General features: G+C 64.1%; 16 protein-coding genes. 7 read left to right on the forward strand and 9 right to left on the reverse strand.

Annotated elements, in window-relative coordinates:
* Positions 1–33 precede the first annotated feature (33 nt).
* Positions 34–1164: an acyl-CoA dehydrogenase family protein gene (locus tag VSR72_RS16630; RefSeq protein ID WP_342953423.1), complete on the forward strand. Its 1131-nt coding sequence runs from the start codon at positions 34–36 to the stop codon at positions 1162–1164.
* A gap of 44 nt (positions 1165–1208) precedes the next feature.
* Positions 1209–2231 carry a CaiB/BaiF CoA-transferase family protein gene (locus VSR72_RS16635; protein WP_342953424.1) on the forward strand — a complete coding sequence of 341 codons (1023 nt, stop codon included), beginning with the start codon at positions 1209–1211 and terminating at the stop codon, positions 2229–2231.
* Here VSR72_RS16635 and VSR72_RS16640 read toward each other — a convergent pair.
* Together VSR72_RS16640 and VSR72_RS16645 are read right to left on the reverse strand one after the other, a co-directional pair.
* Complete coding sequence (locus VSR72_RS16640) at positions 2228–4336, reverse strand: EAL domain-containing protein (protein WP_342953425.1); 2109 nt, start codon at positions 4334–4336, stop codon at positions 2228–2230. The genes VSR72_RS16635 and VSR72_RS16640 overlap by 4 nt on opposite strands.
* A 52-nt stretch (positions 4337–4388) precedes the next feature.
* Positions 4389–5855: a methyl-accepting chemotaxis protein gene (locus tag VSR72_RS16645; protein ID WP_342953426.1), complete on the reverse strand. Its 1467-nt coding sequence runs from the start codon at positions 5853–5855 to the stop codon at positions 4389–4391.
* A 443-nt stretch (positions 5856–6298) separates the two neighbouring features.
* Here VSR72_RS16645 and VSR72_RS16650 point away from each other — a divergent pair, with 443 nt between their 5' ends.
* Positions 6299–8155, forward strand: a complete 1857-nt coding sequence (locus VSR72_RS16650; protein WP_342953427.1) for an acyl-CoA dehydrogenase — start codon at positions 6299–6301, stop codon at positions 8153–8155.
* A 31-nt stretch (positions 8156–8186) separates the two neighbouring features.
* Here VSR72_RS16650 and VSR72_RS16655 read toward each other — a convergent pair whose 3' ends face one another.
* On the reverse strand, positions 8187–9110 hold the full coding sequence (locus VSR72_RS16655; RefSeq protein WP_342953428.1) for a LysR family transcriptional regulator: 924 nt from the start codon (positions 9108–9110) through the stop codon (positions 8187–8189).
* Positions 9111–9505: 395 nt separating this feature from the next.
* On the opposite strand from VSR72_RS16655, the gene VSR72_RS16660 reads away from it, so the two are divergent.
* The 4 genes from VSR72_RS16660 (at position 9506) to VSR72_RS16675 (ending at position 16877) form a co-directional block, all read left to right on the forward strand.
* Complete coding sequence (locus VSR72_RS16660; RefSeq protein ID WP_342953429.1) at positions 9506–10669, forward strand: porin; 1164 nt, start codon at positions 9506–9508, stop codon at positions 10667–10669.
* Positions 10670–11098: 429 nt separating this feature from the next.
* Entirely contained in the window at positions 11099–12283 is a 1185-nt protein-coding gene (locus VSR72_RS16665; protein WP_342953430.1) for an efflux RND transporter periplasmic adaptor subunit, read from the forward strand.
* Positions 12284–12287: 4 nt separating this feature from the next.
* A complete protein-coding gene (locus VSR72_RS16670; RefSeq protein ID WP_342953431.1) occupies positions 12288–15437 on the forward strand; it encodes a multidrug efflux RND transporter permease subunit in 3150 nt (1049 codons plus the stop codon).
* Between the two features lie 3 nt (positions 15438–15440).
* The gene (locus VSR72_RS16675) at positions 15441–16877 is read left to right on the forward strand and encodes an efflux transporter outer membrane subunit (protein ID WP_342953432.1); all 1437 of its coding nucleotides are present in this window, start codon (positions 15441–15443) and stop codon (positions 16875–16877) included.
* Positions 16878–16994: 117 nt separating this feature from the next.
* Here VSR72_RS16675 and ugpB read toward each other — a convergent pair whose 3' ends face one another.
* The 6 genes from ugpB to VSR72_RS16705 all read right to left on the reverse strand — a co-directional run bounded on the left by ugpB (position 16995) and on the right by VSR72_RS16705 (position 22050).
* Entirely contained in the window at positions 16995–18287 is a 1293-nt protein-coding gene (gene ugpB, locus VSR72_RS16680) for a sn-glycerol-3-phosphate ABC transporter substrate-binding protein UgpB (protein ID WP_342953493.1), read from the reverse strand.
* Positions 18288–18555: 268 nt separating this feature from the next.
* Positions 18556–18954 (reverse strand): VOC family protein, encoded by a 399-nt coding sequence (locus tag VSR72_RS16685; RefSeq protein ID WP_342953494.1) that lies wholly within the window; start codon positions 18952–18954, stop codon positions 18556–18558.
* A 123-nt stretch (positions 18955–19077) separates the two neighbouring features.
* The gene (gene aroQ, locus VSR72_RS16690) at positions 19078–19518 is read right to left on the reverse strand and encodes a type II 3-dehydroquinate dehydratase (RefSeq protein WP_342953433.1); all 441 of its coding nucleotides are present in this window, start codon (positions 19516–19518) and stop codon (positions 19078–19080) included.
* Between the two features lie 19 nt (positions 19519–19537).
* Positions 19538–20374, reverse strand: coding sequence for a shikimate dehydrogenase (gene aroE / locus VSR72_RS16695; RefSeq protein WP_342953434.1), 837 nt, complete (start codon positions 20372–20374; stop codon positions 19538–19540).
* A gap of 6 nt (positions 20375–20380) precedes the next feature.
* A complete protein-coding gene (locus VSR72_RS16700) occupies positions 20381–21592 on the reverse strand; it encodes a CoA transferase (RefSeq protein WP_342953435.1) in 1212 nt (403 codons plus the stop codon).
* Positions 21592–22050 (reverse strand): MaoC family dehydratase, encoded by a 459-nt coding sequence (locus tag VSR72_RS16705; protein WP_342953436.1) that lies wholly within the window; start codon positions 22048–22050, stop codon positions 21592–21594. Before VSR72_RS16705 ends, VSR72_RS16700 begins: the two co-directional genes overlap by 1 nt.

Below are 22050 nucleotides of genomic sequence, written 5' to 3' on the forward strand. Positions count from 1 at the left end.
ACGAAGTAACCAAAGACACTGGAGACACCGGATATGCGCACTGTATTCCGTGACGATCACGAGATTTTCCGCGAGCAGGCCAAGCGCTTTATCGAGCGCGAAATCGTGCCGTTTCATCACCAATGGGAAAACGACGGCATCGTGCCGAAGTCAGTCTGGCAGCGAGCCGGCGAGGAAGGCCTGCTGTGCTGCACGATTCCCGAAGAGTACGGCGGCGGCGGCGGCGACTTCGGTCACGCGGCCATCATGATCGAGGAGCTGGCGCGCGTGAATGCAAGCGGGATCGGCTTTCCGCTGCATTCGGACATCGTCGCGCCTTATATCTTCGCGTACGGCACCGAAGCGCAAAAACGCGAATGGCTGCCCAAGCTCGCACGCGGCGAGCATATCGGCGCCATCGCCATGACCGAGCCGGGCACCGGCAGCGATCTCAAGTCGGTGCGCACCACCGCGCGCAAAGACGGTGACCACTACGTCATCAACGGCCAGAAGACCTTCATCACGAACGGACAGAACGCGAGCCTCGTGGTCGTGGCGTGCAAGACCGCGCCCGAACTGGGCGGCAAGGGCGTTTCGCTGATCGTGGTGGAGGAAGGCACGCCCGGTTTCAGCAAGGGGCGCAAGCTCGACAAGATCGGCCTGCGCGCGCAGGACACGTCCGAGCTGTTCTTCGAGGACGTGCGCGTTCCCGTCACGCAGCGGCTGGGTGAGGAGAACCAGGGTTTCTCGTACCTCATGCGCGAACTGGCGCAGGAGCGGCTCGTTATCGCGGTGCGCGCGGCCGCCTCGATCGAGGGCATGCTCGAGCGCACGATCCGCTATACGCGCGATCGCAAGGTGTTCGGCCAGGCCATCTTCGACTTCCAGAACGCGCGCTTCAAGCTCGCGCATGCGCGTGCGAAGGCAGAGATGGTGCGCACCTATGTCGATCACTGCATTGCGCGGCATCTGCGCCGCGAGCTTTCGCCGGTGGACGCCGCCATGGCGAAGCTCAACGCCACCGAACTGCAGAACCAGTTGCTCGACGAATTCCTGCAGCTGCACGGCGGCTATGGCTACATGTCCGAGTATGTGGTGGGCACCGCGTGGGTGGATGCGCGCGTGATGCGCATTTACGGCGGCACCGACGAGATCATGAAGGAAATCATCGCGCGCACGCTGTGAAGGCGCGTTAATCGACACACGCAGAATCAGGCAGAAAGACTCACATGATCAAGCCACTGGAAGGCGTCACCGTCGTGGAATTCGCGGGGCTCGGTCCCGCGCCGTTCTGCGGCATGCTGCTCGCGCAAATGGGCGCGCGCGTGATCTGCATCGGCCGCGAGGGCGCGAGCGCGCCATCGGGACCGCTTGCGCGGGGGCGCGAATCCATCGCGCTCGACCTCAAAAGCCGCGACGACATCGCGCGCGCACTCGATCTGATCGCGAGCGCCGATGCGTTGATCGAGGGCTTCCGGCCCGGCGTGATGGAGCGGCTGGGGCTCGGCCCGCAAGTGTGCCGCGAGCGGCGCGCCTCGCTCGTCTACGGACGCATGACTGGCTGGGGGCAAACCGGGCCGCTTGCGCACACGGCGGGCCACGACATCAACTACATCGCAATCTCGGGGGCGCTGCATGCGGTGGGCCTCGCGGGCGGCGAGCCCGTGGTGCCGCTGAACCTGGTCGGCGACTTCGGCGGCGGCGGCATGCTGCTCGCGTTCGGTGTCGTGGCCGCGATTCTGCGCGCGCGATCGACAGGCGTTGGCTGCGTGGTCGACGCCGCGATGACCGACGGCGCGGCCATGCTCATGAGCATGATGTACGGCTTTTACGCGGCGGGGCACTGGCAGGACGAGCGCGGCACGAATCTGCTCGACGGCGGCGCGCCTTTCTATCGCACGTATCGTTGCGCTGACAACCGTTACATTGCCGTGGGCTGCATCGAGCCGCAGTTTTATGCGGCGTTCATGAAGGGAATCGGCGCAGAAGAGCTGCTCGAACTGCCGCAGCGCGACCGGACGCATTGGCCGCAGGTGCAGGAACGCATCGCGCAGACGATTGCCACGCGTACGCGCGACGAATGGGTCGCCGTGTTCGAAGGCAGCGATGCGTGCGTCACGCCCGTGCTGAGCCTCGCGGAAGCGCCGCTCGATGCGCACAACACCGCGCGCGGCGCGTTCGCGCAGAGCGGCGGCGCATGGCAGCCGCAATGCGCGCCGCGCTTCGTGGACTACGGTGGCGAAGGCGTCTAACCGCGCTCGGCCCCCACAGCTTCATCGTCGGCGAGCAGCGAAAGCTGGCCGCTCGCCACGATCTGGCTGAGCGGCGCCGGGCGGCCGAGCAGGAAGCCCTGCACTTCGTCGCAGCCTTCGTCGGCGAGCAGCGTGAGCTGCGCCTCGGTCTCGATGCCTTCTGCCAGCACCGGAATGCCGAGGCTCTTGCCGAGCGCGAGCACCGCACGGATGATCGCGGTGGCCTGGCGGCTCGACTCAGCCTCGCTTATGAAAGACTGATCGAGCTTGATCTTGTCGAACGGGAACGAGCGCAGCGTGTCGAGCGACGAATAGCCGGTGCCGAAGTCGTCCAGCGCGATGTTCACGCCGATCGCCTTGATTCGCTGCAACACGTCGAGCGAGCGCTCGCGGTCCGCGAAAATGGTCGTCTCGGTGAGTTCGAGTTCCAGCCGCTCGGGCGCGAGGCCGGTTTCGACCAGCACGGTTTCGACGAGCTTCGGCAGATCCGCGTGCGAGAACTGCACAGGCGAAAGGTTCACGGCCACCTTGTAAGGCGGCGACCAGGAAACGGCGCGCGTGCACGCCTCGCGCAGCACCCACGCGCCGATGCCGAGAATGAGTCCATTCTCTTCCGCGAGCGGAATGAATTCGGCGGGCGAGATGAAGCCAAGCCGCGGATGCTCCCAGCGCAGCAGCGCTTCATAGCCGCAAACATCGCCCGTCGCGATCGAGGTTTGCACCTGGTAGTGCACGCTCAGTTGCCCGCGCGCGAGCGCTTCGCGCAAGTCGTGCGTGAGCGAGCGGCGCGCCCGCGCGATCTCATCCATCGCCGGCTCGTAGAAGCACACCGAATGCGCGAGGTCCGCCTTCGCGCGATACATGGCGAGGTCGGCGTTGTTGATGAGCACCGTCTTGGTGGTGGCGTCGTCGGGGTAGATGGCGACGCCAAGGCTCGCGCCCGAGAGCACTTCGGCGTCGTCGTAACGCACCGGCCGGTACAGCGCGGTTTCGAGGCGCGAGAGCAGATCGCCGAGTTCTTCGCGCGAAGCGAAGCGCGTGAGCGCCACGAACTCGTCGCCGCCCACGCGCGCGACGAACTCGCCTTCACGCATCAAGCTCGATAGTCGCCGCGCGAGAATGCGCAGCACCTCGTCGCCGGCGTGATGGCCGTGCAGGTCGTTGATTTCCTTGAAGCGGTTCAGGTCGATGCCGATGAGCGCGAGCTTGCGCGTGTCCTGCGTGCGCGCCAGTTCGGCGTCGATGCGCGCGTTGAAGCTCGCGCGATTGGGCAAGCCGGTGAGCATGTCGCTCATCGCCATCGTGCGCAGATGCTCGACCGATTCGGCGCGCACGCTGTCATCGAGCAGAAAGCTCACGCAGCCGGCGCCTGCGATCACGAGCGCCATGCAGGCGACGGCGAGCGCCAGCGCCTGCAACGCGGCAGGATTCGAGAAATGCCCGTCGATCGGCATCGGCAAGACCTGGAACGCGGACATGCCGGTGAAGTGCAGCGCGGCGATGGCGAGTGCGAGCACGCCCGCCACCACGCGGGCGCCGGCGTCGATGCTTGCCCGCGCGCTGGCCGCGTTGTCCTGCGCTCGCCTCGCGGCCACGCCGGCGAGATGCAGCGCAAGCGCGCTGATCCCGACCGCGAACGCAATCGACAGGGCGATCCCAACACGATTCCAGATCACGATGCCTTGCACGCGATACGCGAGCATGCCCGCGTAATGCATGAGCGCGACCGCCAGCCCGACGATCGCGCCGCCCAGCGCGGGCGCCGCACGCGTGAGGCGGTTCGCGGCCCGGCTCGTGGCGAGCAAAAATCCCGCGAAACTGCCCACGAGCGCGATGAGCAGCGAGGTGATGGTCAGCACGGGATCGAAGGCGATCGGCACGCCCGGCTCGAAGCCGAGCATGGCGACGAAGTGCGTGCACCAGATATCGGCGGCGGCGACCACGGCCGCGATGAACGACCAGCCAAGCCGCTGCAGCGAATGCGTGGCGAACGCGCGCAGGACGAGCCGTGCGGTGACCCACGAGCCCGCGGCGCAAATGAGCAGCGCGACGACGACGAGCCACAGGTTGTGCTTGTAGACGATGCAGCCCACCACGCTCATCATGGGAAGGTCTCCTTGTTCACTACGCGTTCACCCGGCACGTCGCGCCACATTATCACGACAATGCGACGAGGCCGAGCACCTCTCGCAGCTTCGCACTCGTCGCGTGCAGCGATGACGACGCCGCGGCCGCTTCGTTCACCAGTGCGGCGTTGCGGCGCGTGGTGTCGTCCATCTGCGCGACCATGGCGTTGACCTGCTCGATGCCCTGCGCCTGCTCGTGGCTCGACGCCGTGATCTCGCCCATGATGTCGGCCGCACGGCCAATGCTGCTCACCACGCTTTCCATCGCGGCGCGCGCCTCGCCGGCGAGCTGCGTGCCCGCGCCGACCTCGTTCGCCGAATTCTCCACGAGTTGCTGGATCTCGCGCGCGGCGGCCGAGGCGCGCTGCGCGAGGCTGCGCACTTCGCCGGCGACCACGGCGAAGCCGCGTCCCTGTTCGCCCGCGCGCGCGGCTTCCACGGCCGCGTTGAGCGCGAGAATGTTGGTCTGGAACGCAATGCCCTCGATCACATCGACGATCTCGAAGATGCGTTTGGCGGAGGCTTCGATGGCGCCCATCGTCGCGGTCATGCGCGCAACGACGTCGTCGCCTGCCTGCGCAACCGTCGACGCTTCGCGGGCGAACGTGCTCGCCTCGCGGGCGTGCTCCGCGCTCGCCTTGACGGTGCGCGTGAAGACGTCCATCGAGGCGACGGTCTCTTCCAGGCTGCCCGCCTGGTGTTCCGTGCGCGCGCTCAGGTTCGCATTGCCTTCGGCGATTTCGAGCGCGGCCTGCTCCACGTGCGCCGTGCTCGTGCTCACCTCCTGCATGGCGCGCGCCATCTGGGCGATCGCCCCCTTGAGCGCGATCGCCGTGGGGGCGCTTGCCGGAATGCCTTCCACCGCGAGGCACACCTCGCGCTCGCGCACCACGCTGCGCACGATGTCCGACAGCTCCGCCGCCTCGATGGCCGCCACGCGCAGACGATGCGCGAGCACGATTTCGACGGCCGTTTGCGCGACCACGTAGGCGGCGTGCAGCAGCACGCGCGGCAAGTTCGCCTCGCGCGTGCAGTACACGCCGAAGTTGAGCGCCTGCAGTCGGTCGAACGCGAGGTGATGCACCGCGAAGAATCCGGCCGCGAGCACGATCGGCCGCCAGTCGCGATAGACGAGCAGCAGGCCGAGCAGCACGAACACGCCGAAATGGAATTCGGTCACGCCATGCGCCGCCTGGATATGCAGCGCGACGAGCGCGGCATTGCCAAGCGTGAGCACGACGCGCGAAAGCGCCGTGCCGCGCGCGCAGAAAAACGCGAAGCTGCCAGCGCCGAGGAACAGCGCGGCGCCCACAAGCGCGAGTTGCGGCTCGTAATAGACGAAACCAATCAGCACCGCCGCGATAGCGGAGAGCACGAGCGTTGCGTACATCACCGCGTCGGCGGCGCGCGCGACGTCATCGAGCGCGCGAATGGCCACGCGCTGTTGCGAGCCGGACGGTCGAAGCGACTGCGCGCGACCCGGCGTATCTGCCAGCATGAACGACACTTGGATGAGAATAAAAAGTTGCAGGTGGGCGTTAATGCGGCGGCGGCTGGTGGACCTTGATGCGCCTGATTGAATTCGGCTGCAAAAAGAGCCGCCGTAATGGCGTCGGCGCGACTCGTTGGCGGGTCCGGGAAGAAAAGCGGGACCCGCGCACGAGTTTACGGCAGCGAATAAGGAAACTTCAGGAAACCCTTTGTGGGACAAGTATTTGCAAACGTTTGCAGCGTTTTGGTCCTATTTTTTATTGTTACACGCGCTACGAGCCCCATTTATTCACGCGTGCAATCGCGGATATAAACCGTGACGACGCCATGGATGACTGCGTTCGCCCATTGGGTAGAGCGGGCCAAACCGGAGAAATTACCAATAGCACGATCGTTCTATTTTAGGTAGGCTTCCCGACTTCTCCCTCCACGATGCGAGACCGTGCCGCCATGTCGCTGATCCTTTCCCGCCGCGATCTGAACTTCCTGCTCTACGAATGGCTCGATGTCGAAAGCCTCACGCGCATCGGGCGCTACGCCGACCACACGCGCGAAACGTTCGACGCCGCGCTCGACACCTGCGAGAAGATCGCCACCGACCTCTTCGCGCCGCACAACAAAAAGAACGATCAGCACGAGCCGCACTTCGACGGCGAAACGGTCACGATCATCCCCGAGGTGAAGACGGCGTTGAAGGCTTTCAGCGACGCGGGCCTGATGGCCGCGGGTCAGGACTACGAATACGGCGGCATGCAGTTGCCGCTCGTGGTCGAGAAGGCGGGCTTCGCGTGGTTCAAGGGTGCGAACGTGGGCACGAGCGCCTATCCGTTCCTCACCATCGGCAACGCGAACCTGCTGCTCGCGCACGGCAGCGCAAAGCAGATCGACACCTTCGTGCGCCCCGAACTGGAAGGCCGTTATTTCGGCACGATGTGCCTGTCCGAGCCGCAGGCGGGTTCTTCGCTTTCGGATGTCGCCACGCGTGCGGACTTCGAATGCGACTCGCCGCTCGGCGCGCAATATCGTCTGCGTGGCAACAAGATGTGGATCTCGGGCGGCGAGCACGAGCTTGCCGACAACATCGTGCACCTCGTGCTCGCCAAGATTCCCGGCCCCGACGGCAAGCTTATTGCCGGCGTGAAAGGCATTTCGCTTTTCGTCGTGCCCAAATATCTCGTGAACGTGGACGGCTCGCGCGGCGAGCACAACGACGTCGTGCTCGCGGGCCTCAATCACAAGATGGGCTATCGCGGCACAACGAACTGCCTGCTCAATTTTGGCGAAGGCACGAAACACACGCCGGGCGGCCGCGCAGGCGCGATCGGCTATCTGGTGGGCGAAGCGCACCACGGGCTCGCATACATGTTCCACATGATGAACGAGGCGCGCATTGGCGTGGGACTCGGCGCGACGATGCTCGGCTATACCGGCTATCTGCATGCGCTCGATTACGCGCGCAACCGTCCACAAGGGCGTCCCGTGGGCGCGGCGGGCAAGGACCCGGCTTCGCCGCAAGTCAGGCTGGTCGAACACGCCGACGTGCGCCGCATGCTGCTCGCGCAAAAGAGCTACGTGGAAGGGGCGCTTGCACTGAACCTCTGGTGCGCCAAACTGGTGGACGAAGCGAACGCCGCCAGCGGCGCCGAGCGCGAGACGCTCTCGCTGCTGCTGGACCTGCTCACGCCCATCGCGAAGAGTTGGCCTTCGCAATGGTGTCTCGCCGCCAACGATCTCGCCATTCAGGTGCACGGCGGCTACGGCTACACGCGCGAGTACAACGTCGAGCAGTTCTATCGCGACAACCGGCTCAATCCGATTCACGAAGGCACGCACGGCATACAGGGGCTCGACCTGCTCGGCCGCAAGGTCGTCATCAAGGACGGTGCGGCGCTCAAGATCTTCGTAGCGCGCGTGCAAGCCACGCTCGAACGCGCACACGCTTCGGGCGCGGAAGACGACACGACCCACGCAAACGCACTCGCAGCCGCACTCGGGCGGCTCACGGAAGTCACGCAGCAACTGTGGGCAGCAGGCGACCCGGCGGTCACGCTCGCCAATGCTTCGGTGTACCTGGAAGCGTTCGGCCACGTGGTCATGGCGTGGGTGTGGCTGGAACAGGCGCTCGTGGCACGCGCAGCGCTAGCCTCACATGCGGCGGCGAGCAAAGAGGAAGCTGACTTCTATCGCGGCAAGCTTGCGGCGGCCGCTTACTTCTTCGCGTGGGAGTTGCCGAAAACAGGCCCGCAGTTCGATCTGCTCGCCTCGCTCGATCGCACCACGCTCGACATGCAGGACGCGTGGTTCTGAAGCGGCGGCCACGACGCGCCGGTCCAGCGACTCACGCGGTTCCAGCGCAGGCAAAATCGCCCTGAAACCGCTGGATGGCGAGGTCCACGAAGCTTCGGACCTTCGCCGACACATGCAGTCTTCCGGGATAGACGAGCGCCAGTTCCTTGGCGCCTTCCCTGATCTCGTAGTCGCACAGCACGGGCACGAGCGAGCGGTTCTCGATGTCCTCCCTGACATACGCCTCGGGCAGGATCGCGAGGCCCATATTCACTAGCGCCAGCTGGCGCAGCATGATCATGTCGTTGACCGTGCAACGCGGATCGACGCTGATCGCCTCCTCTTCCCCCTGCGCGTTGACGAAGTACCAATCGCGCCCATGGATTTCGCGCGAAGGCGCAAGCACGCCGCGCGTGCACAGGTGAGCCGGCGTCTGCGGTTCGCCGCAGGCTGCGAGATACTCTGGCGACGCGACCACGATCTGGCGCAACGCCGCGAGCGGGCGGCGCACCAGCGTACCGCTGCTCACCTGACGCGACGTGAGAATGCCGACGTCGAAACCGTCCTCGACGAGATCGACATTGCGGTGCAGCAGCGTCAGGTCCACCTTGACCTGCGGAAATTGCTGACAGTAGTCCATCATGAGCTGCGGCAGCCCGACGAGCGCAAACGACGCGGACGCCACGAGTTTGAGCGTGCCGCTCGGCTCGGACGTCCCGCGCCCGACCGACGACTCGATCGAGTCCATCAGTTCGAGCATCTGACGACACCCTTGCACGAAGGCCTGGCCGTCCTCGGTCAGCGAAAGGCTGCGAGTGGTCCGGTTGATGAGGCGCGTTTTGAGATGCGCCTCCAGGAGCGCCACATAGCGCGTGACGGCCGCGTTCGAGAGATCGAGGTTCGTTGCCGCACGGCTGAAGGAATTGTTCTCTGCGACCTTAAGAAAAACACGCATCGCCTGTAGTTGATTCAACATGATTCTTCAAAAAAGTTACACGGATACCGAAAGATTTTAATCATCGCGCCTTTCATATTCCCGATATCAGCATCAAATTTTACAAATCTATATTTTATCTTTCGCGAACTGCGTGTTGCCTTCAGGCAACATGAATTTCGATACAAGCGGGGGCAAACGAGAAATCCGGAACCGTCTGCGGCCCGAGGCCTCGGCAGCGCCTTGAATCGTCACGAGTTTTTCAACTTACGTGAAATAAGAATTCCGTTTGTTTTGTAGTAAAAATCCCATCCGGGCTCTATATTCCGTCTCCACATGCGATATGGTCGATTCCACATCAAAAGTAGGACTAAATAACGCGTGTTGTAGCAATAATCCGATCCGATCATCTGTCAGATTTTATAGAGCAATCAACCATGAAAAAGAAAACCTTGGCGTTCGCGGCGGCTACCGCTGCCCTGGCAGGCACGGCGCACGCCCAGAGCAGCGTGACGCTCTATGGCCTCATCGACGCGGGCCTGACCTACGTGAGCAACGAAGCGAAGCCTTCGGACCTCACGCCCACCGGCCTGACCGGCGGCAAGTCGATGTTCGGCCTGACCGGCGGCAACGTCCAGCAAAGCCGCTGGGGCCTGCGCGGCGCAGAAGACCTTGGCGGCGGCATGAAGGTCGTGTTCAACCTGGAAAGCGGCTTCAACGTGACCAATGGCAAGCTGGTCGACAACTCGCTCTTCAATCGCAAGGCCGTGGTCGGTCTGTCGAGCAACGACTACGGTACGGTCACGTTGGGTCGCCAGTACGATTCCGTGGTCGACTACCTCGCGCCGATCTCCGCAACGGGTTCGTGGGGCGGCACCTACTTCGCGCACTGGGGCGACGCCGACAACCTGAACAGCACGATCAGCACCAACAACTCGATCAAGTATCAAAGCCCGAACTACGCCGGCTTCTCGATGAGCGGCATGTATGGCTTCTCGAATCAGGCGGGCGGTTTCGCCAACAATCGCTCGTATAGCGTAGGCGCGGGCTACCAGTACGCCGGCCTGCAGGTAGCGGCGGCCTATCTGCAGATGCAAGGTCTGAACGGGGGCAACACCAACGGCGCAGTGCAAGGCAACGATGCCGCCCTCGCGCAGTTCCTCCAGGTGCAGAACCAGCGTGTCTGGGGTCTCGGCGCGAACTACACGTTCGGTCCCGCAGTGGTCGGCACCGTGTTCACGCAGACTCGTCTCCAGGACAAGATTGCGGACAGTTCCTTCCGCTACAACAACTACGAAGTCAACGCGCGCTATAACTTCACGCCTGCCTTCTTCCTGGGTGCGTCGTACACGTACACGCAGGGCCTGCGCAACACGCCGGTCAGCGGCGACACGAACAACCGCTCCTCGCACTGGAACCAGTTCGGCCTGATGGCCGACTACTCGCTCTCGAAGCGCACCGACCTCTACGCGCAAAGCGTCGCGCAGATCGGCGCCAACAATTCCGTCGGCGCGAACGCAGTGCAGATCAACGGCACCGATGCCCCGTCGGCTAGCAAGAGCCAGTTTGTCGTGAGCGCGGGCGTCCGCCACCGCTTCTAAGCACCTTCGCCGCACCCGCCGCCTTGCCGGCCGCCTTTCCCGATAAGGCGTTCTCGACAAGGCGGCATTTTTATGGGTTATTCATACTGGAGTGAATCACGAGTCATTCGCATTCGATCTCATCATTTCAGATTTTCGAATATCCACCTTTTAATATTTTCTCTTCCTCAAGAAGAACTGACGCAAATCCTACAAAACTTCGTATTTGTTTTGGCAGGACCGGCCTTTCTCAAACCTTTCGCCGTCAGAACATCCGAGTCACCTATGACGCGGCTCAATCATCGCGAGGTCATTTGATTTCGAGATGTAGCAATCATCTTCCTCTTTTCGCCCTCCTTCTTTCGATCTCCGCCACCCATTCTCCATCTCCATTTTTTATCGAATGGAGATAAACCCACGCGTGGCGCTTTCGCCTATGAGAAAAATCCAATGACCCGACCTATCCAATACGCTTTGGCCAGCGTGACGCTCGGACTCTGTTTCGGCATCAGTGCATGCCATAAGGCGAAAGCGCCCGAAGCCGCGCTGCACACCGCCAGCGTCGATACCATCGCGATCACGCCCGGCGACGTGCCCGTGTCTTTCGAGTATGTCGGCCAGACCGAAAGCTCCCAGCAGGTCGAGATCCGCTCGCGCGTGAACGGGTTTCTCGAAAAACGCGTGTACGAGGAAGGCACGCTGGTCCATCAGGGTGACGTGATGTTCGTGATGGACCGCAAGCCCTTCCAGGCCGCGCTAGACGCCGCGCAGGCCGAGTATGCGCAGCAGAAGGCGCGGCTCGCAACCGCGCAGGCGAACCTCAACCGTGTGCGTCCGCTCGCCGCGAAGAACGCGTTGAGCCAGAAGGACCTCGACGACTCGATCGGCCAGCAACAAGCCGCCGCCGCCGCGCTCGAACAGGCCGGCGCGAACGTCACGAGCGCGAAACTCAATCTCGGCTACGCCACCATCACGGCGCCCGTCACCGGCCTGTCGAGCTTCGCGAAGAAGCAGGACGGCTCGTATATCGACGCGTCGAACAGCCTGCTCACTTACGTGGCCAAGCTCGATCCCATGTGGATCAACTTCTCGCTGTCCGAAAACGAGATGCTCGACGTGCGCACGCAAACGCAGAACGGCACGCTCAAGCTCCCGCCGCTCGGCAAGCTCGAGGTGCAGATCGTGCTCGCCGACGGCAGCACCTACCCGCAGGTCGGCCACATCTCGTTCACCGACGCAGCGCTGAGCGAGGAAACCGGTACCTACCGCATCCGCGCCGTGGTGATGAACAGCACGGGTTCGCTGCGCCCCGGCCAGTTCGTGCGCGTGCACCTGATCGGCGCGACGCGCCCGAACGCGATCGCCGTGCCGCAGAACGCGGTGCAGCAAGGGCCGCGCGGCGCGTTCGTGTGGACCATCGACAAGGCCGGCCGGGCGCAGCAGCGCGCAGTCGAGACAGGCCAGTGGAACGGCAACGCCTGGCTGATCCTCTCCGGCCTGCACGCGGGCGATCACGTCATCGTCGACAACACGTTGCGGCTCATGCCCGGCGTGCCGGTGAACGAGCATCTCGTACCCGCAGGGGTGCACGCCGCGCCCGCACCCAACGCTGCATCCAGCGCCTCGGGAGGCTAAAGCGATGAAGTTCTCCCACTTCTTCATCGAGCGGCCGATCTTCGCCTCGGTGATCTCGATCGTGCTCGTGGTCGCGGGCTTCGTGGCGATGTTCAATCTGCCGATCGCGCAGTTCCCGGACATCTCGCCGCCGCAGATCACCGTGAGCACGACGTATCCGGGCGCAAACGCCGACGTCGTGGCGCAAAACGTCGCTGCGCCGATCGAGCAGCAGGTCAACGGCGCGGACAACATGATGTACATGAACTCGTCGAGTTCCTCGACGGGCGACATGACGCTCACCACGTATTTCAACATCGGCACCGACCCGTCGCTCGCCCAGGTCGACGTGCAGAACCGCGTGAACCTTGCGCTGCCCAATTTGCCGGAGTCGGTGAAGTCGCAAGGCGTGTCGGTGCAAAAGCGCTCGTCGGCGTTCATGATGGTGATCGCGGTCTATGCGCCCGATAACGCCTACGACCAGGCCTACGTGGCGAACTACGCGAACGTGTACGTGCTCGACGCGCTCAAGCGCATTCCTGGCGCGAACCAGTCGGCCATTCTGGGCTCGGCCGACTACGCCATGCGCGTGTGGCTGAAGCCCGACCGCATGGCTCGCCTCGGCATCACCGTCAACGACGTGCAGAGCGCAATCAACTCGCAGAACCAGCAGTTCTCGGGGGGCCGCCTTGGCCAGGCACCGACCAACGGACCTGTGAACCAGACCTTCCCCGTCGCGACGCAGGGCCATCTGACCGAACCCGAACAGTTCGACAACATCATCCTGCGCGCGGGTGCCGGCGAGGACGCGTCGCTCGTGCGCCTGAAGGACGTCGGCCATACCGAGCTGGGGGCGAAGGACTACACGCTGCGCGGCCGCTTCAACGGCAAGACGGCCACGCTGATCGCCGTGTACCAGCAGCCGGGCGCCAACGCGCTGCAGGTGGCAAAGCAGGTGAAGCAAACGCTCGCCGATCTGAACAAGAGCTTCCCGCCGGGCCTCAAATACGAGATCGCGCTCGACACCACCGAGTTCGTGCACGAGTCGATCATGGAAGTCGTGAAGACGCTGCGCGACGCCGTGATTCTCGTGATCATCGTGGTGTTCCTGTTCCTGCAGAGCTTTCGCGCCACGCTCGTGCCGCTGCTCGCCGTGCCCGTGTCGATCATCGGTGCGTTCATCGGCATGTCGGCGTTCGGCTTTTCGATCAACATGCTCACACTGTTCGGCATGGTGCTCGCCATCGGCATCGTGGTGGACGACGCGATCGTCGTGCTCGAGAACGTCGAGCGCAACATGACGGAGTTCAAGCTCGCGCCGCGGGAAGCCGCCAAGCGCGCGATGGATGAAGTGAGCGGGCCGGTGGTCGCCATCGTGCTCGTGCTGCTCGCGGTGTTCATTCCGGTGGCGTTCCTTTCGGGCATCACGGGACAGCTCTACAAGCAGTTCGCGGTGACGATCGCCGTCTCGGTGGTGCTCTCGGGTCTCGTGGCGCTCACGCTCTCGCCCGCGCTCGCCGCCATCCTGCTCAAACCCGGCGAGCAGAAAAAGAACCGCTTCTTCCGCTGGTTCAACGACAAGTTCGAACGTCTCACCGAAGGCTATGCGAGCTGGGTGAAGACGGCGATACGGCGTGTGATGCTCTCGCTCGCGCTGATCGCCTTGATGCTCATCGCGACGGGCGGGCTCTTCAAGCACATTCCCTCGTCGTTCCTGCCTGTGGAAGATCAGGGCTATTTGTTCGGCGCGGTCGTTCTGCCCGACGCCGCGAGTCTCGACCGCACCGACGACCTCTCGAAGAAGGCCGAGGACTGGTTCGCGAAGCAGCCGGCGGTGAGCGCCGTTGCGAGCGCGCGCGGCTACAGCCTGATCGATTCGCAGTACAAGGCCAACGCCGGCACGCTCTTCATCGCGCTCAAGGGCTTCAATGCGCGCGGCGAGAACGGCACCGCCGCCGATTTGATCCGCGACGCGAGCAAGGTGTTCTCGGGCTTCAGGGACGGCGTGGTCGTGCCGCTCAATCCGCCTTCGATTCCGGGCCTCGGCACGACGGGCGGCTTCGAGTTCTGGCTGCAAAGCACGGGCGACGCCACCTATCAGCAGCTCGAAGACAAGGTGCGCGAGTTCATCGCAAAGGCGCGCCAGAACCCGGCGCTGCGCGGCGTGAACGCCACGATCAATTCGCGTTCGCGCCAGTTGATGGTGGAAGTGGACCGCGAACGCGCGGAGTCGCTCGGCGTGCCCGTGCAGGACGTGTATTCCGCGCTGCAAACGATGTTCGGGTCCTCGTATGTAAGCCAGTTCCCGAAGGACAGCCGCCTCTTCCAGGTGATCGTGCAGGCCGAACCGCAGTACCGCATGCAGCCTGAGGACATCCAGCAGCTTTACGTGCGCAATCACACCGGACAGATGGTGCCGATCAAGGCCGTGACGACCTTCCACTTTGTGCCCGGCTCCGACATCGTCACGCGCTTCAACAACTTCCCGGCGGCCCAGATCACCGGCGATGCGGCGCCGGGCCACAGCTCGGGCGAAGCGATCGCCGCAATGGAGCAGATCGCGAAGGAAACGCTTGGCGAAGGCTACAGCTACGCGTGGAGCGGGCAGTCCTATGAGGAAAAGAAGGCGGGCTCGACCGCGGGGCTGGTGTTCGGCTTCGCGCTGCTCATGGTGTTCCTGATCCTCGCCGCGCAGTACGAAAAGTGGTCGCTGCCGTTGGGCGTGCTGCTGGCCGTGCCGTTCGCGATTTTCGGCGCGCTCGTGGGTCTTCTGCTGCGCGGCATGGAAGACGACGTGTACTTCCAGATCGGCCTGACCGTGCTGATCGCGCTAGCGGCGAAGAACGCCATTCTGATCTTCGAGTTCGCCGTGGAGATGCGCGAGAAGGAAGGGCTTTCGCCGTTCGAGGCCGCGGTGAAGGCCGCGAAGATGCGCCTGCGTCCGATCGTCATGACCTCGCTCGCGTTCATCCTGGGGTGCGTGCCGCTCGCCATCGCGAGTGGCGCATCGGCGGCGAGCCGGCGCTCGCTCGGCACCGGTGTGGTGTTCGGCATGCTCGGCGCCACGCTGATCGCGCTCTTCTTCATTCCCATGTTCTTCTGGGGTCTCGAAACGCTTTCGGCGCGCAGCAAGGGTGAAGCCGCGACGTCTGCAACACGTTCACAGGAGGACTAAGCGATGACGACACGTTTCTATTGCACGCTGCGCCCTCTTGCGTTGATCGTTGGCGTGGTGTGCTTCGGCGGTTGCGCGGTTGGGCCTGACTATCATCGTCCGTCGGTTGAGACGCCCTCGTCCTTCCGTTACGCCTCGCCGCAGGCCGAGCCCGTCGATGCCTCGCTCGAGTGGTGGCGCCAGTTCAACGACCCCGTGCTCGACGACCTGATCGCGAAGGCGATCGCGCAGAACAAGGACCTCGCCATTGCGGCCGCGCGCGTCGAGGCGTTCTACGGTCGTTACGTCACGACGCGTGCGGGCCTCTTCCCGGAGGTGGGCGTGAATTTCGATCCGTCACGAAGCCGCGCTGTGCCTTTGGCCGGCTTTCCGTCCGTGACCACCAACCAGTTCCAGCTCAACGGCATGGTCTCGTGGGAAATCGATCTGTTCGGCCGGCTGCGGCGCATGACGGAGGCCGCGCGCGCCGACTATCTCGGCACGCAGGCCGCACAGCAGGCCACGCGCATCGCCATCATTTCGAATGTCGCGACGTCGTATCTGCAACTGCGCGACTACGACAACCAGGCGCAGATCGCACAATCGACGGTCACGAGCCGCAAGGCCGCGCTGGCGCTTTTCGAGGAGCGCTATTCCGGCGGTGTCGTCTCGCAGGTGCAGCTAAGCCAGGCACGCTCGGAGTACGAATCGGCGCAGGCTGCGCTGTTCGCCATCCAGCAACAGGTCGCGCGGCAGGAGGACGCCATTTCCCTGCTGCTCGGCCAGAATCCGGGCCCGATTCCCCGCGGCAAGGCAATCGCCGCCCTGAGCGCGCCGGCCATTCTCGCCGGGTTGCCCTCCACGTTGCTGGAGCGCCGCCCCGACGTTCTGCAGGCCGAACAGACGCTCATTGCAGCGAACGCGTCGATCGGCGCGGCACGCGCGCAGTACTTCCCCGAAATCTCGCTCACGGGCATGTTCGGCGCGGCGAGCACCGCGCTCTCCGGCTTGTGGTTGGGGCCGGCCCGCGTATGGTCGTTTGCGGGCGCGGTTACGCAACCCATCTTCAAGGGCGGTGCGATCGCGGGTTCCGTGCATCAGGCCGAAGCGGTGCAGCAGGAAGCGCTTTTCAGCTACGAGAAGACGATCCAGCAGGCATTCGCCGATGTCGAGAATGCGCTTGTGGGCGTGGCGCGCACGCGCGATCAACTCGGCGCGACCACGCGTCAGGTGGACGCGCTTGCGCAATACGCGTCACTGGGACGTGACCTGTACGAAGGCGGCTACACGAGCTATCTGGAAGTGCTCGACGCCGAGCGCAGTCTCTTCAATGCGCAGTTGCAGCAGTCGCAGCTTCAGGATCAGCAGCTCGCGGAAATCGTGAACCTGTACAAAGCGCTGGGCTACGGCTGGACGCCGCCTGCGCCTTCAACCGGGAACGGCAGCGCGAAGCCGTCATAGTCCTTCGCTACGCGCCGAAATGCAAAGCGCCCCAAAAGACCGGACCGGCGTCCGACTTTTGGGGCGCTGCCCGATGCCTCACCCGAAGCACCGGATCGCTTCACGAGCGTGCGAACGTCAGTTCGCCGCCTGCTGCTCGAAACGTCTGAGCAGTTCGTTGCCGCGCGAGTTGGCCGAGTCGAGCGCCTGCTGCGGCGTCTTCGCGCCCGTCCACACCTGTTCGAGTTCCTCGTCGACGATCGTGCGGATCTGCGGCATGTTGCCAAGGCGCAGGCCCTTGGTCCACGGCAGCGGCGCCTTGTTGAGCATCTGCTTCGTGGCCGTGTCGGCGCCCGGATGCGACGCGTAGAAGCCCTGCTGCTGCGTGAGTTCGTAGGCGGCCTTCGTGACCGGCAGATAGCCCGTGTCCTGATGCCACTTCGCGGCCACGGCCGGCGAGCTCAGGTACGAGAGGAACTTCGCCACGCCCTTGTAGACCTCGGGGTTCTTGCCGCCCAGCACCCACAGGCTCGCCCCGCCGATGATGGCGTTTTGCGGCGCGCCCTTCACGCTCGGGTCATACGGCATCATGCCGGTGCCGAACTTGAACTTCGCATATTGCTGGACGTTCGCGAGCGCGCCCGAGGAGCCCATCATGATCCCGCAGTCGCCGCTATAGAACTTGGCGTTGGCTTCGTCCTTGCGCCCCACGTAGGTGAACGTGCCCTGCTTCGCCATATCTTGCAGGAAGGCGATATGCGCGACCTGCAGCTGCTTGTTGATTTCGAGCTGCGCGTCGAGGCCGTCGAAGCCGTTGTTGCGCGTCGCGATCGGCGCGCCATGCCAAGCGCTGTAGTTCTCGATCTGGATCCAGCCCTGCCAGCCCGTGGTGAAACCGCAGCTCATGCCGGAAGCCTTGAGCTTCGCGGCGTCCGCGGCGACTTCGGGCCAGGTCTTCGGCGGCGCATCGGGAAGCCCCGCCTTCTTGAAGGCGTCGCGGTTGTAGTAGAGCACCGGCGTCGAGCTGTTGAACGGCATCGACACGAGATGGCCCGTCTTCGCGTCGCTGTAGTAGCTCGCGATGGTCGGCACGAAGCCCTTTTCGTCGAGCGGTACGCCGGCGGTCTTCATCACGTCGTACACGGGCAGCACGGCCTTCTTCGCGTTCATCATCGTGGCGGTGCCGACTTCATACACCTGCAGGATGGCGGGCGCGTCGCCGCTGCGATAGGCCGCGATGCCGGCGGCGAGCGTCTGGTCGTAGGTGCCCTTGAAGACGGGCACGATCTTGTATTCGCTCTGCGAGGCGTTGAACTGCTGCGCGATCTCGTTCACGCGCTCGCCGAGTTGGGACTCCATGGCGTGCCAGAACTGGATTTCGGTGGCGGCATGCGCGGCTTGGGCGCCGCCCGCCAGCAACACGGCGGCCATCGCCGTGCGCAAGCGGCCGCGCGCGCTTGCGCGTTGTGTGTCGTGCTTTTTCATCTGGGTCTTCTTCCTGTTATTGATCGTGGTCCCTGCGCATGCGCGCGATGCGGCGCGGCTCGGGACTTTTGGTTCAGGACTTCGATTTTCGACTTCGATGCACCGGGCCGTCCGCCGGCGGTCGTTCACACGCGCGCAAGCACCCTCGGCCCAAGGCAGGGCAAGGGTAGCACAGCGACCAGGACGCCCGTGTGATGGCTCGTGCCGCGGCGAGTCAATGACCGACGGGATCGTGGCAACAGACGCAGAGCTTGTTGCCTTCGGGGTCGCGGACGTACGCGCCGTAGTAGTTCGCGTGGTAATGCGGGCGCAGGCCGGGCGCGCCCTCGTCGGCGCCGCCGTGCGCGAGCGCGGCGGCGTAAGCGGCGTCCACGGCCGCGCGCGAAGGCGCGAGCAGCGCGACCATCTGGCCGTTGCCGGGTTGTGCGGCGTCGGCGTCCCACGGCCGCCCCACCAGAAAGAGCGGGCGCGGCACGCCCGGTTCCATCCAGCCCGCCCAGGGGTAGTCGGGCTCACGGAACTTCAGCGCAAAGCCCAGCGCCTGCATGATTGGGGAATAAAACGTAAATGCCTGCTCGAAATCGTTCACGCCGATGTAGACGTGAGAAATCATCGCCATCGTCTCTGCCTCCTCTTTTTCAGCGGCGCACAAGCCGGTGTCAGCCGCGATGCCTACGTCGTTGTGATTCGGCGCCAATTGTATTGCGCGCCGGCTGTTGAAGCCGCGGCGCGGCGCTCAACCACGGATCTCCGCACGGACCGCCCGCAAGGCGAGCAGATAGCTCTCGATCCCGAACCCGCAAATCTGTCCTTTAACGATATCGGTGAACACCGAATGGTGCCGGAAAGGCTCCCTCGCATGAATGTTCGACATATGCAGCTCGACGACCGGACAGGTCAGGACCGCGAGCGCGTCGCGGATACCGTAACTGTAATGCGTCCATGCGCCGGCGTTGATCAACACGGCGTCCTTGCCTTCTTCATAAGCGCGATGGATACGCTCGCACATCGCCGCTTCGCTGTTCGTCTGGAACGACTCGACCTGCACGCCCAGTTCTTCGCCCAGCGCCTGCAACCTGGCATCGATATCGGCGAGCGTCACCGTTCCGTACTGCGCGGGGTCGCGCTTGCCGAACATGTTGTGATTGATGCCATGAAGCATCAGGACGTTCTTCATCGGGTTTTCCTTTGCACGCTTAGTCGAGCGGCACGGTCAGACGATCGATAACGGCTGCCGTTTGCGGACGCACGCCGCGCCACCATGCAAACGCTTCGGCGGCCTGCTCGACCAGCATACCGACGCCGTCGGCGACGCCATGCACGCCTGCATTGCGCGCGAGCCGCAGGAACGGTGTGAGCCGCTTGCCGTACGCCAGCTCATACGCGGTGCCATCGGGACTGAACACGCTCGGGGGGACGGGCGGCAACTCACCCGTCAGGCTCGCGGAGGTCGCGTTGACCACGAGATCGAATCGGCCCATCGCCGGCAGATCGGCGTAGCCGCGAGCACGCAACGCAGCGCCACGTGCACCAAACTGGCCGGCCAAGGCCTCACCCTTGGCTACGTCGCGGTTGGCGATGACCAGTTCGGCGGGACCCGCGTCGAGAAACGGCAGCAACGCGCCTCGGGCCGCGCCGCCGGCACCGAGCATCAACACACGTTTGCCGGCGAGCGGAACGCCGAGATTGACCTCGATATCGCGCAACAAGCCAATCCCGTCGAAATTCTCGGCAAAGATCCGGCCGTTCTCGAACTTGAGTGCGTTGGCCGCACCCGCCAACGCCGCGCGTTCGCTGCGCTCGCCGGCAAGCGCGAATGCCTTCAGCTTGAAGGGCGCCGTGACGTTCATGCCTTTGCCGCCTGCGTCGGCGAACTGGTGCACTACCCTGGCGAAGCCATCCTCTGGGTCCACCGGGCCTTCGATCGCGACATAGGATATCGCCTGTTGCGTCGCTTCGGCAAAGAGGCCGTGAATCAGCGGAGACTTCGTGTGTCCGATCGGGTTGCCGATCACTGCATACTGGTCAATCATGGTGTCTCACTTCGAATAGAGAACGCCTTCACTTTGCATCGCGTCGATTTCGGCGACGGAAAAGCCGAGCGATTGCGCGACCTCCGTGTTGTGCTGACCGAGATCGGGCGCGACGTCGCGGATAGTCGTGTCGCAATGAGAAAAGCGGAATGGCAGGTTGGGCAGACGCAGCGTTCCGTAACGCGGATGATGCTGCTCGACCACCATGCCGCGCGCCTGGATCTGCGGATCGTCGAGCACTTCGTCGATGCGCTGCACCTTCGCGCAAGGCACATCGATGCCATCGAGCAATTCGAGCACCTTTGCGACGGGCCGTGCCGCGACCCACGGCTGCACGACGGAGAGAATCGCCTGCCGATGCGCGTTGCGGCCAACGCTATCGTGAAAGCGCGAATCGCTGCCGAATCCAGCGGGCCCGCCATGCAATTCGATCAACGCGGCGAGGCGTTTCCATGCATCGTCCACTTGCGCCGCGATCACAAGGTCGCCGTCTGCTGCGCGAAACACGCCATAAAGCGTCGAGGTCGGCATGTCGTGGCCCGTCTGTTCCGGCAGCACGCCTCGCAGCGTGTAGCACTGCACCGCGTACTCGTGCATCGAAACGAGCGTGTCGTACAGCGCCATGTCGATGTGCTGGCCGCGGCCGCTCTTCACCCGCCCGAGCAGCGCCGCGTTGATCGCCGCCACCGCGTGAATGCCCGTGTACATGTCGCCGAGCGAAATGCGCAGCAGCGGAGGCGGTTCGCCCGGCGTGCCCACCATCTGCATGACGCCGCTCTTCGCCTCCGCAATCAGGCCGAAACCGGCGCGATGTGCGTCGGGGCCCGTATGACCGTATGCCGAGATCGAGCAGTAGACGAGACCCGGATTGCGCGCCGATAACGCCTCATAGCCCAGCCCTAGCTTGTCCAGCGCGCCGGGGCGGTAGTTCTCGACGAACACATCCGCCGAGTCGCACAGGCGACGCATGAACTCCTTGCCGCGCGCATCTTTCATGTTGACGCTGACGCCGCGCTTGCCCATGTTCAGTTGCAGGAAGTAGCCGCTTTGCTGGTCGTCGAGCACGGTCGCGTGCTGGCGTCCCGCGTCGCCACTGCCGGGGCGCTCGACCTTGATGACTTCGGCGCCGAGCGCCGCAAGGCAGCGGCCCACGTAGGGACCAGCGAGGAAGTGGCTATAGTCGACAACGCGTATGCCTTCGAGTGGACGGGCCTGCATCAGAACGCCCGCGGCCGACGCGGCACCATCAGACGATGCTCGCCGCGTTGAACTACCTGGTCATCCTGATTGATCAGCTCCGATGGCAGCGCGACGATGCCCCAGCCCGGACGGCTGTTGCTCGGCCGCATCGCGCCAACGCGAAACTTCACATGCAGCACGTCGTTGACCTTGATGGGTAGCAGGAAATCCCAGGTCCACCCGAGTGACATGCCGGGCAGGAAGCGATAGTCGCTCTGGGTCTTGAGGCCATCCGCAATCGAGAGCCCGAAGAGTCCATGCGCGACGAGACAGCCAAAGTGGCTCGCGTTGGCATACGCCTCGTCCACGTGCACGGGCGTATGGTCGCCCGTGAGGTCGGCGTACGCGAGAATGCGCTCCTTCGTCACGATGTAGTTCGGGCTCACGCACTCGTCGCCTTCGCGGGCGTCGTCCCAGTACTTGTCGATGATCGTCAT

The organism is Paraburkholderia sp. JHI869, from assembly GCF_038900775.1.
GTDB lineage: Bacteria > Pseudomonadota > Gammaproteobacteria > Burkholderiales > Burkholderiaceae > Paraburkholderia.

Coding starts and splice junctions, on each gene's coding strand:
- VSR72_RS16645 (WP_342953426.1), bottom strand. CDS start 5,855: ATGCTGGCAGATACGCCGGGTCGCGCGCAGTCGCTTCGACCGTCCGGC.
- VSR72_RS16630 (WP_342953423.1), top strand. CDS start 34: ATGCGCACTGTATTCCGTGACGATCACGAGATTTTCCGCGAGCAGGCC.
- VSR72_RS16665 (WP_342953430.1), top strand. CDS start 11,099: ATGACCCGACCTATCCAATACGCTTTGGCCAGCGTGACGCTCGGACTC.
- VSR72_RS16670 (WP_342953431.1), top strand. CDS start 12,288: ATGAAGTTCTCCCACTTCTTCATCGAGCGGCCGATCTTCGCCTCGGTG.
- VSR72_RS16705 (WP_342953436.1), bottom strand. CDS start 22,050: ATGACGATCATCGACAAGTACTGGGACGACGCCCGCGAAGGCGACGAG.
- VSR72_RS16700 (WP_342953435.1), bottom strand. CDS start 21,592: ATGCAGGCCCGTCCACTCGAAGGCATACGCGTTGTCGACTATAGCCAC.
- ugpB (WP_342953493.1), bottom strand. CDS start 18,287: ATGGCCGCCGTGTTGCTGGCGGGCGGCGCCCAAGCCGCGCATGCCGCC.
- aroQ (WP_342953433.1), bottom strand. CDS start 19,518: ATGAAGAACGTCCTGATGCTTCATGGCATCAATCACAACATGTTCGGC.
- VSR72_RS16655 (WP_342953428.1), bottom strand. CDS start 9,110: ATGTTGAATCAACTACAGGCGATGCGTGTTTTTCTTAAGGTCGCAGAG.
- VSR72_RS16640 (WP_342953425.1), bottom strand. CDS start 4,336: ATGATGAGCGTGGTGGGCTGCATCGTCTACAAGCACAACCTGTGGCTC.
- aroE (WP_342953434.1), bottom strand. CDS start 20,374: ATGATTGACCAGTATGCAGTGATCGGCAACCCGATCGGACACACGAAG.
- VSR72_RS16660 (WP_342953429.1), top strand. CDS start 9,506: ATGAAAAAGAAAACCTTGGCGTTCGCGGCGGCTACCGCTGCCCTGGCA.
- VSR72_RS16685 (WP_342953494.1), bottom strand. CDS start 18,954: ATGATTTCTCACGTCTACATCGGCGTGAACGATTTCGAGCAGGCATTT.
- VSR72_RS16675 (WP_342953432.1), top strand. CDS start 15,441: ATGACGACACGTTTCTATTGCACGCTGCGCCCTCTTGCGTTGATCGTT.
- VSR72_RS16635 (WP_342953424.1), top strand. CDS start 1,209: ATGATCAAGCCACTGGAAGGCGTCACCGTCGTGGAATTCGCGGGGCTC.
- VSR72_RS16650 (WP_342953427.1), top strand. CDS start 6,299: ATGTCGCTGATCCTTTCCCGCCGCGATCTGAACTTCCTGCTCTACGAA.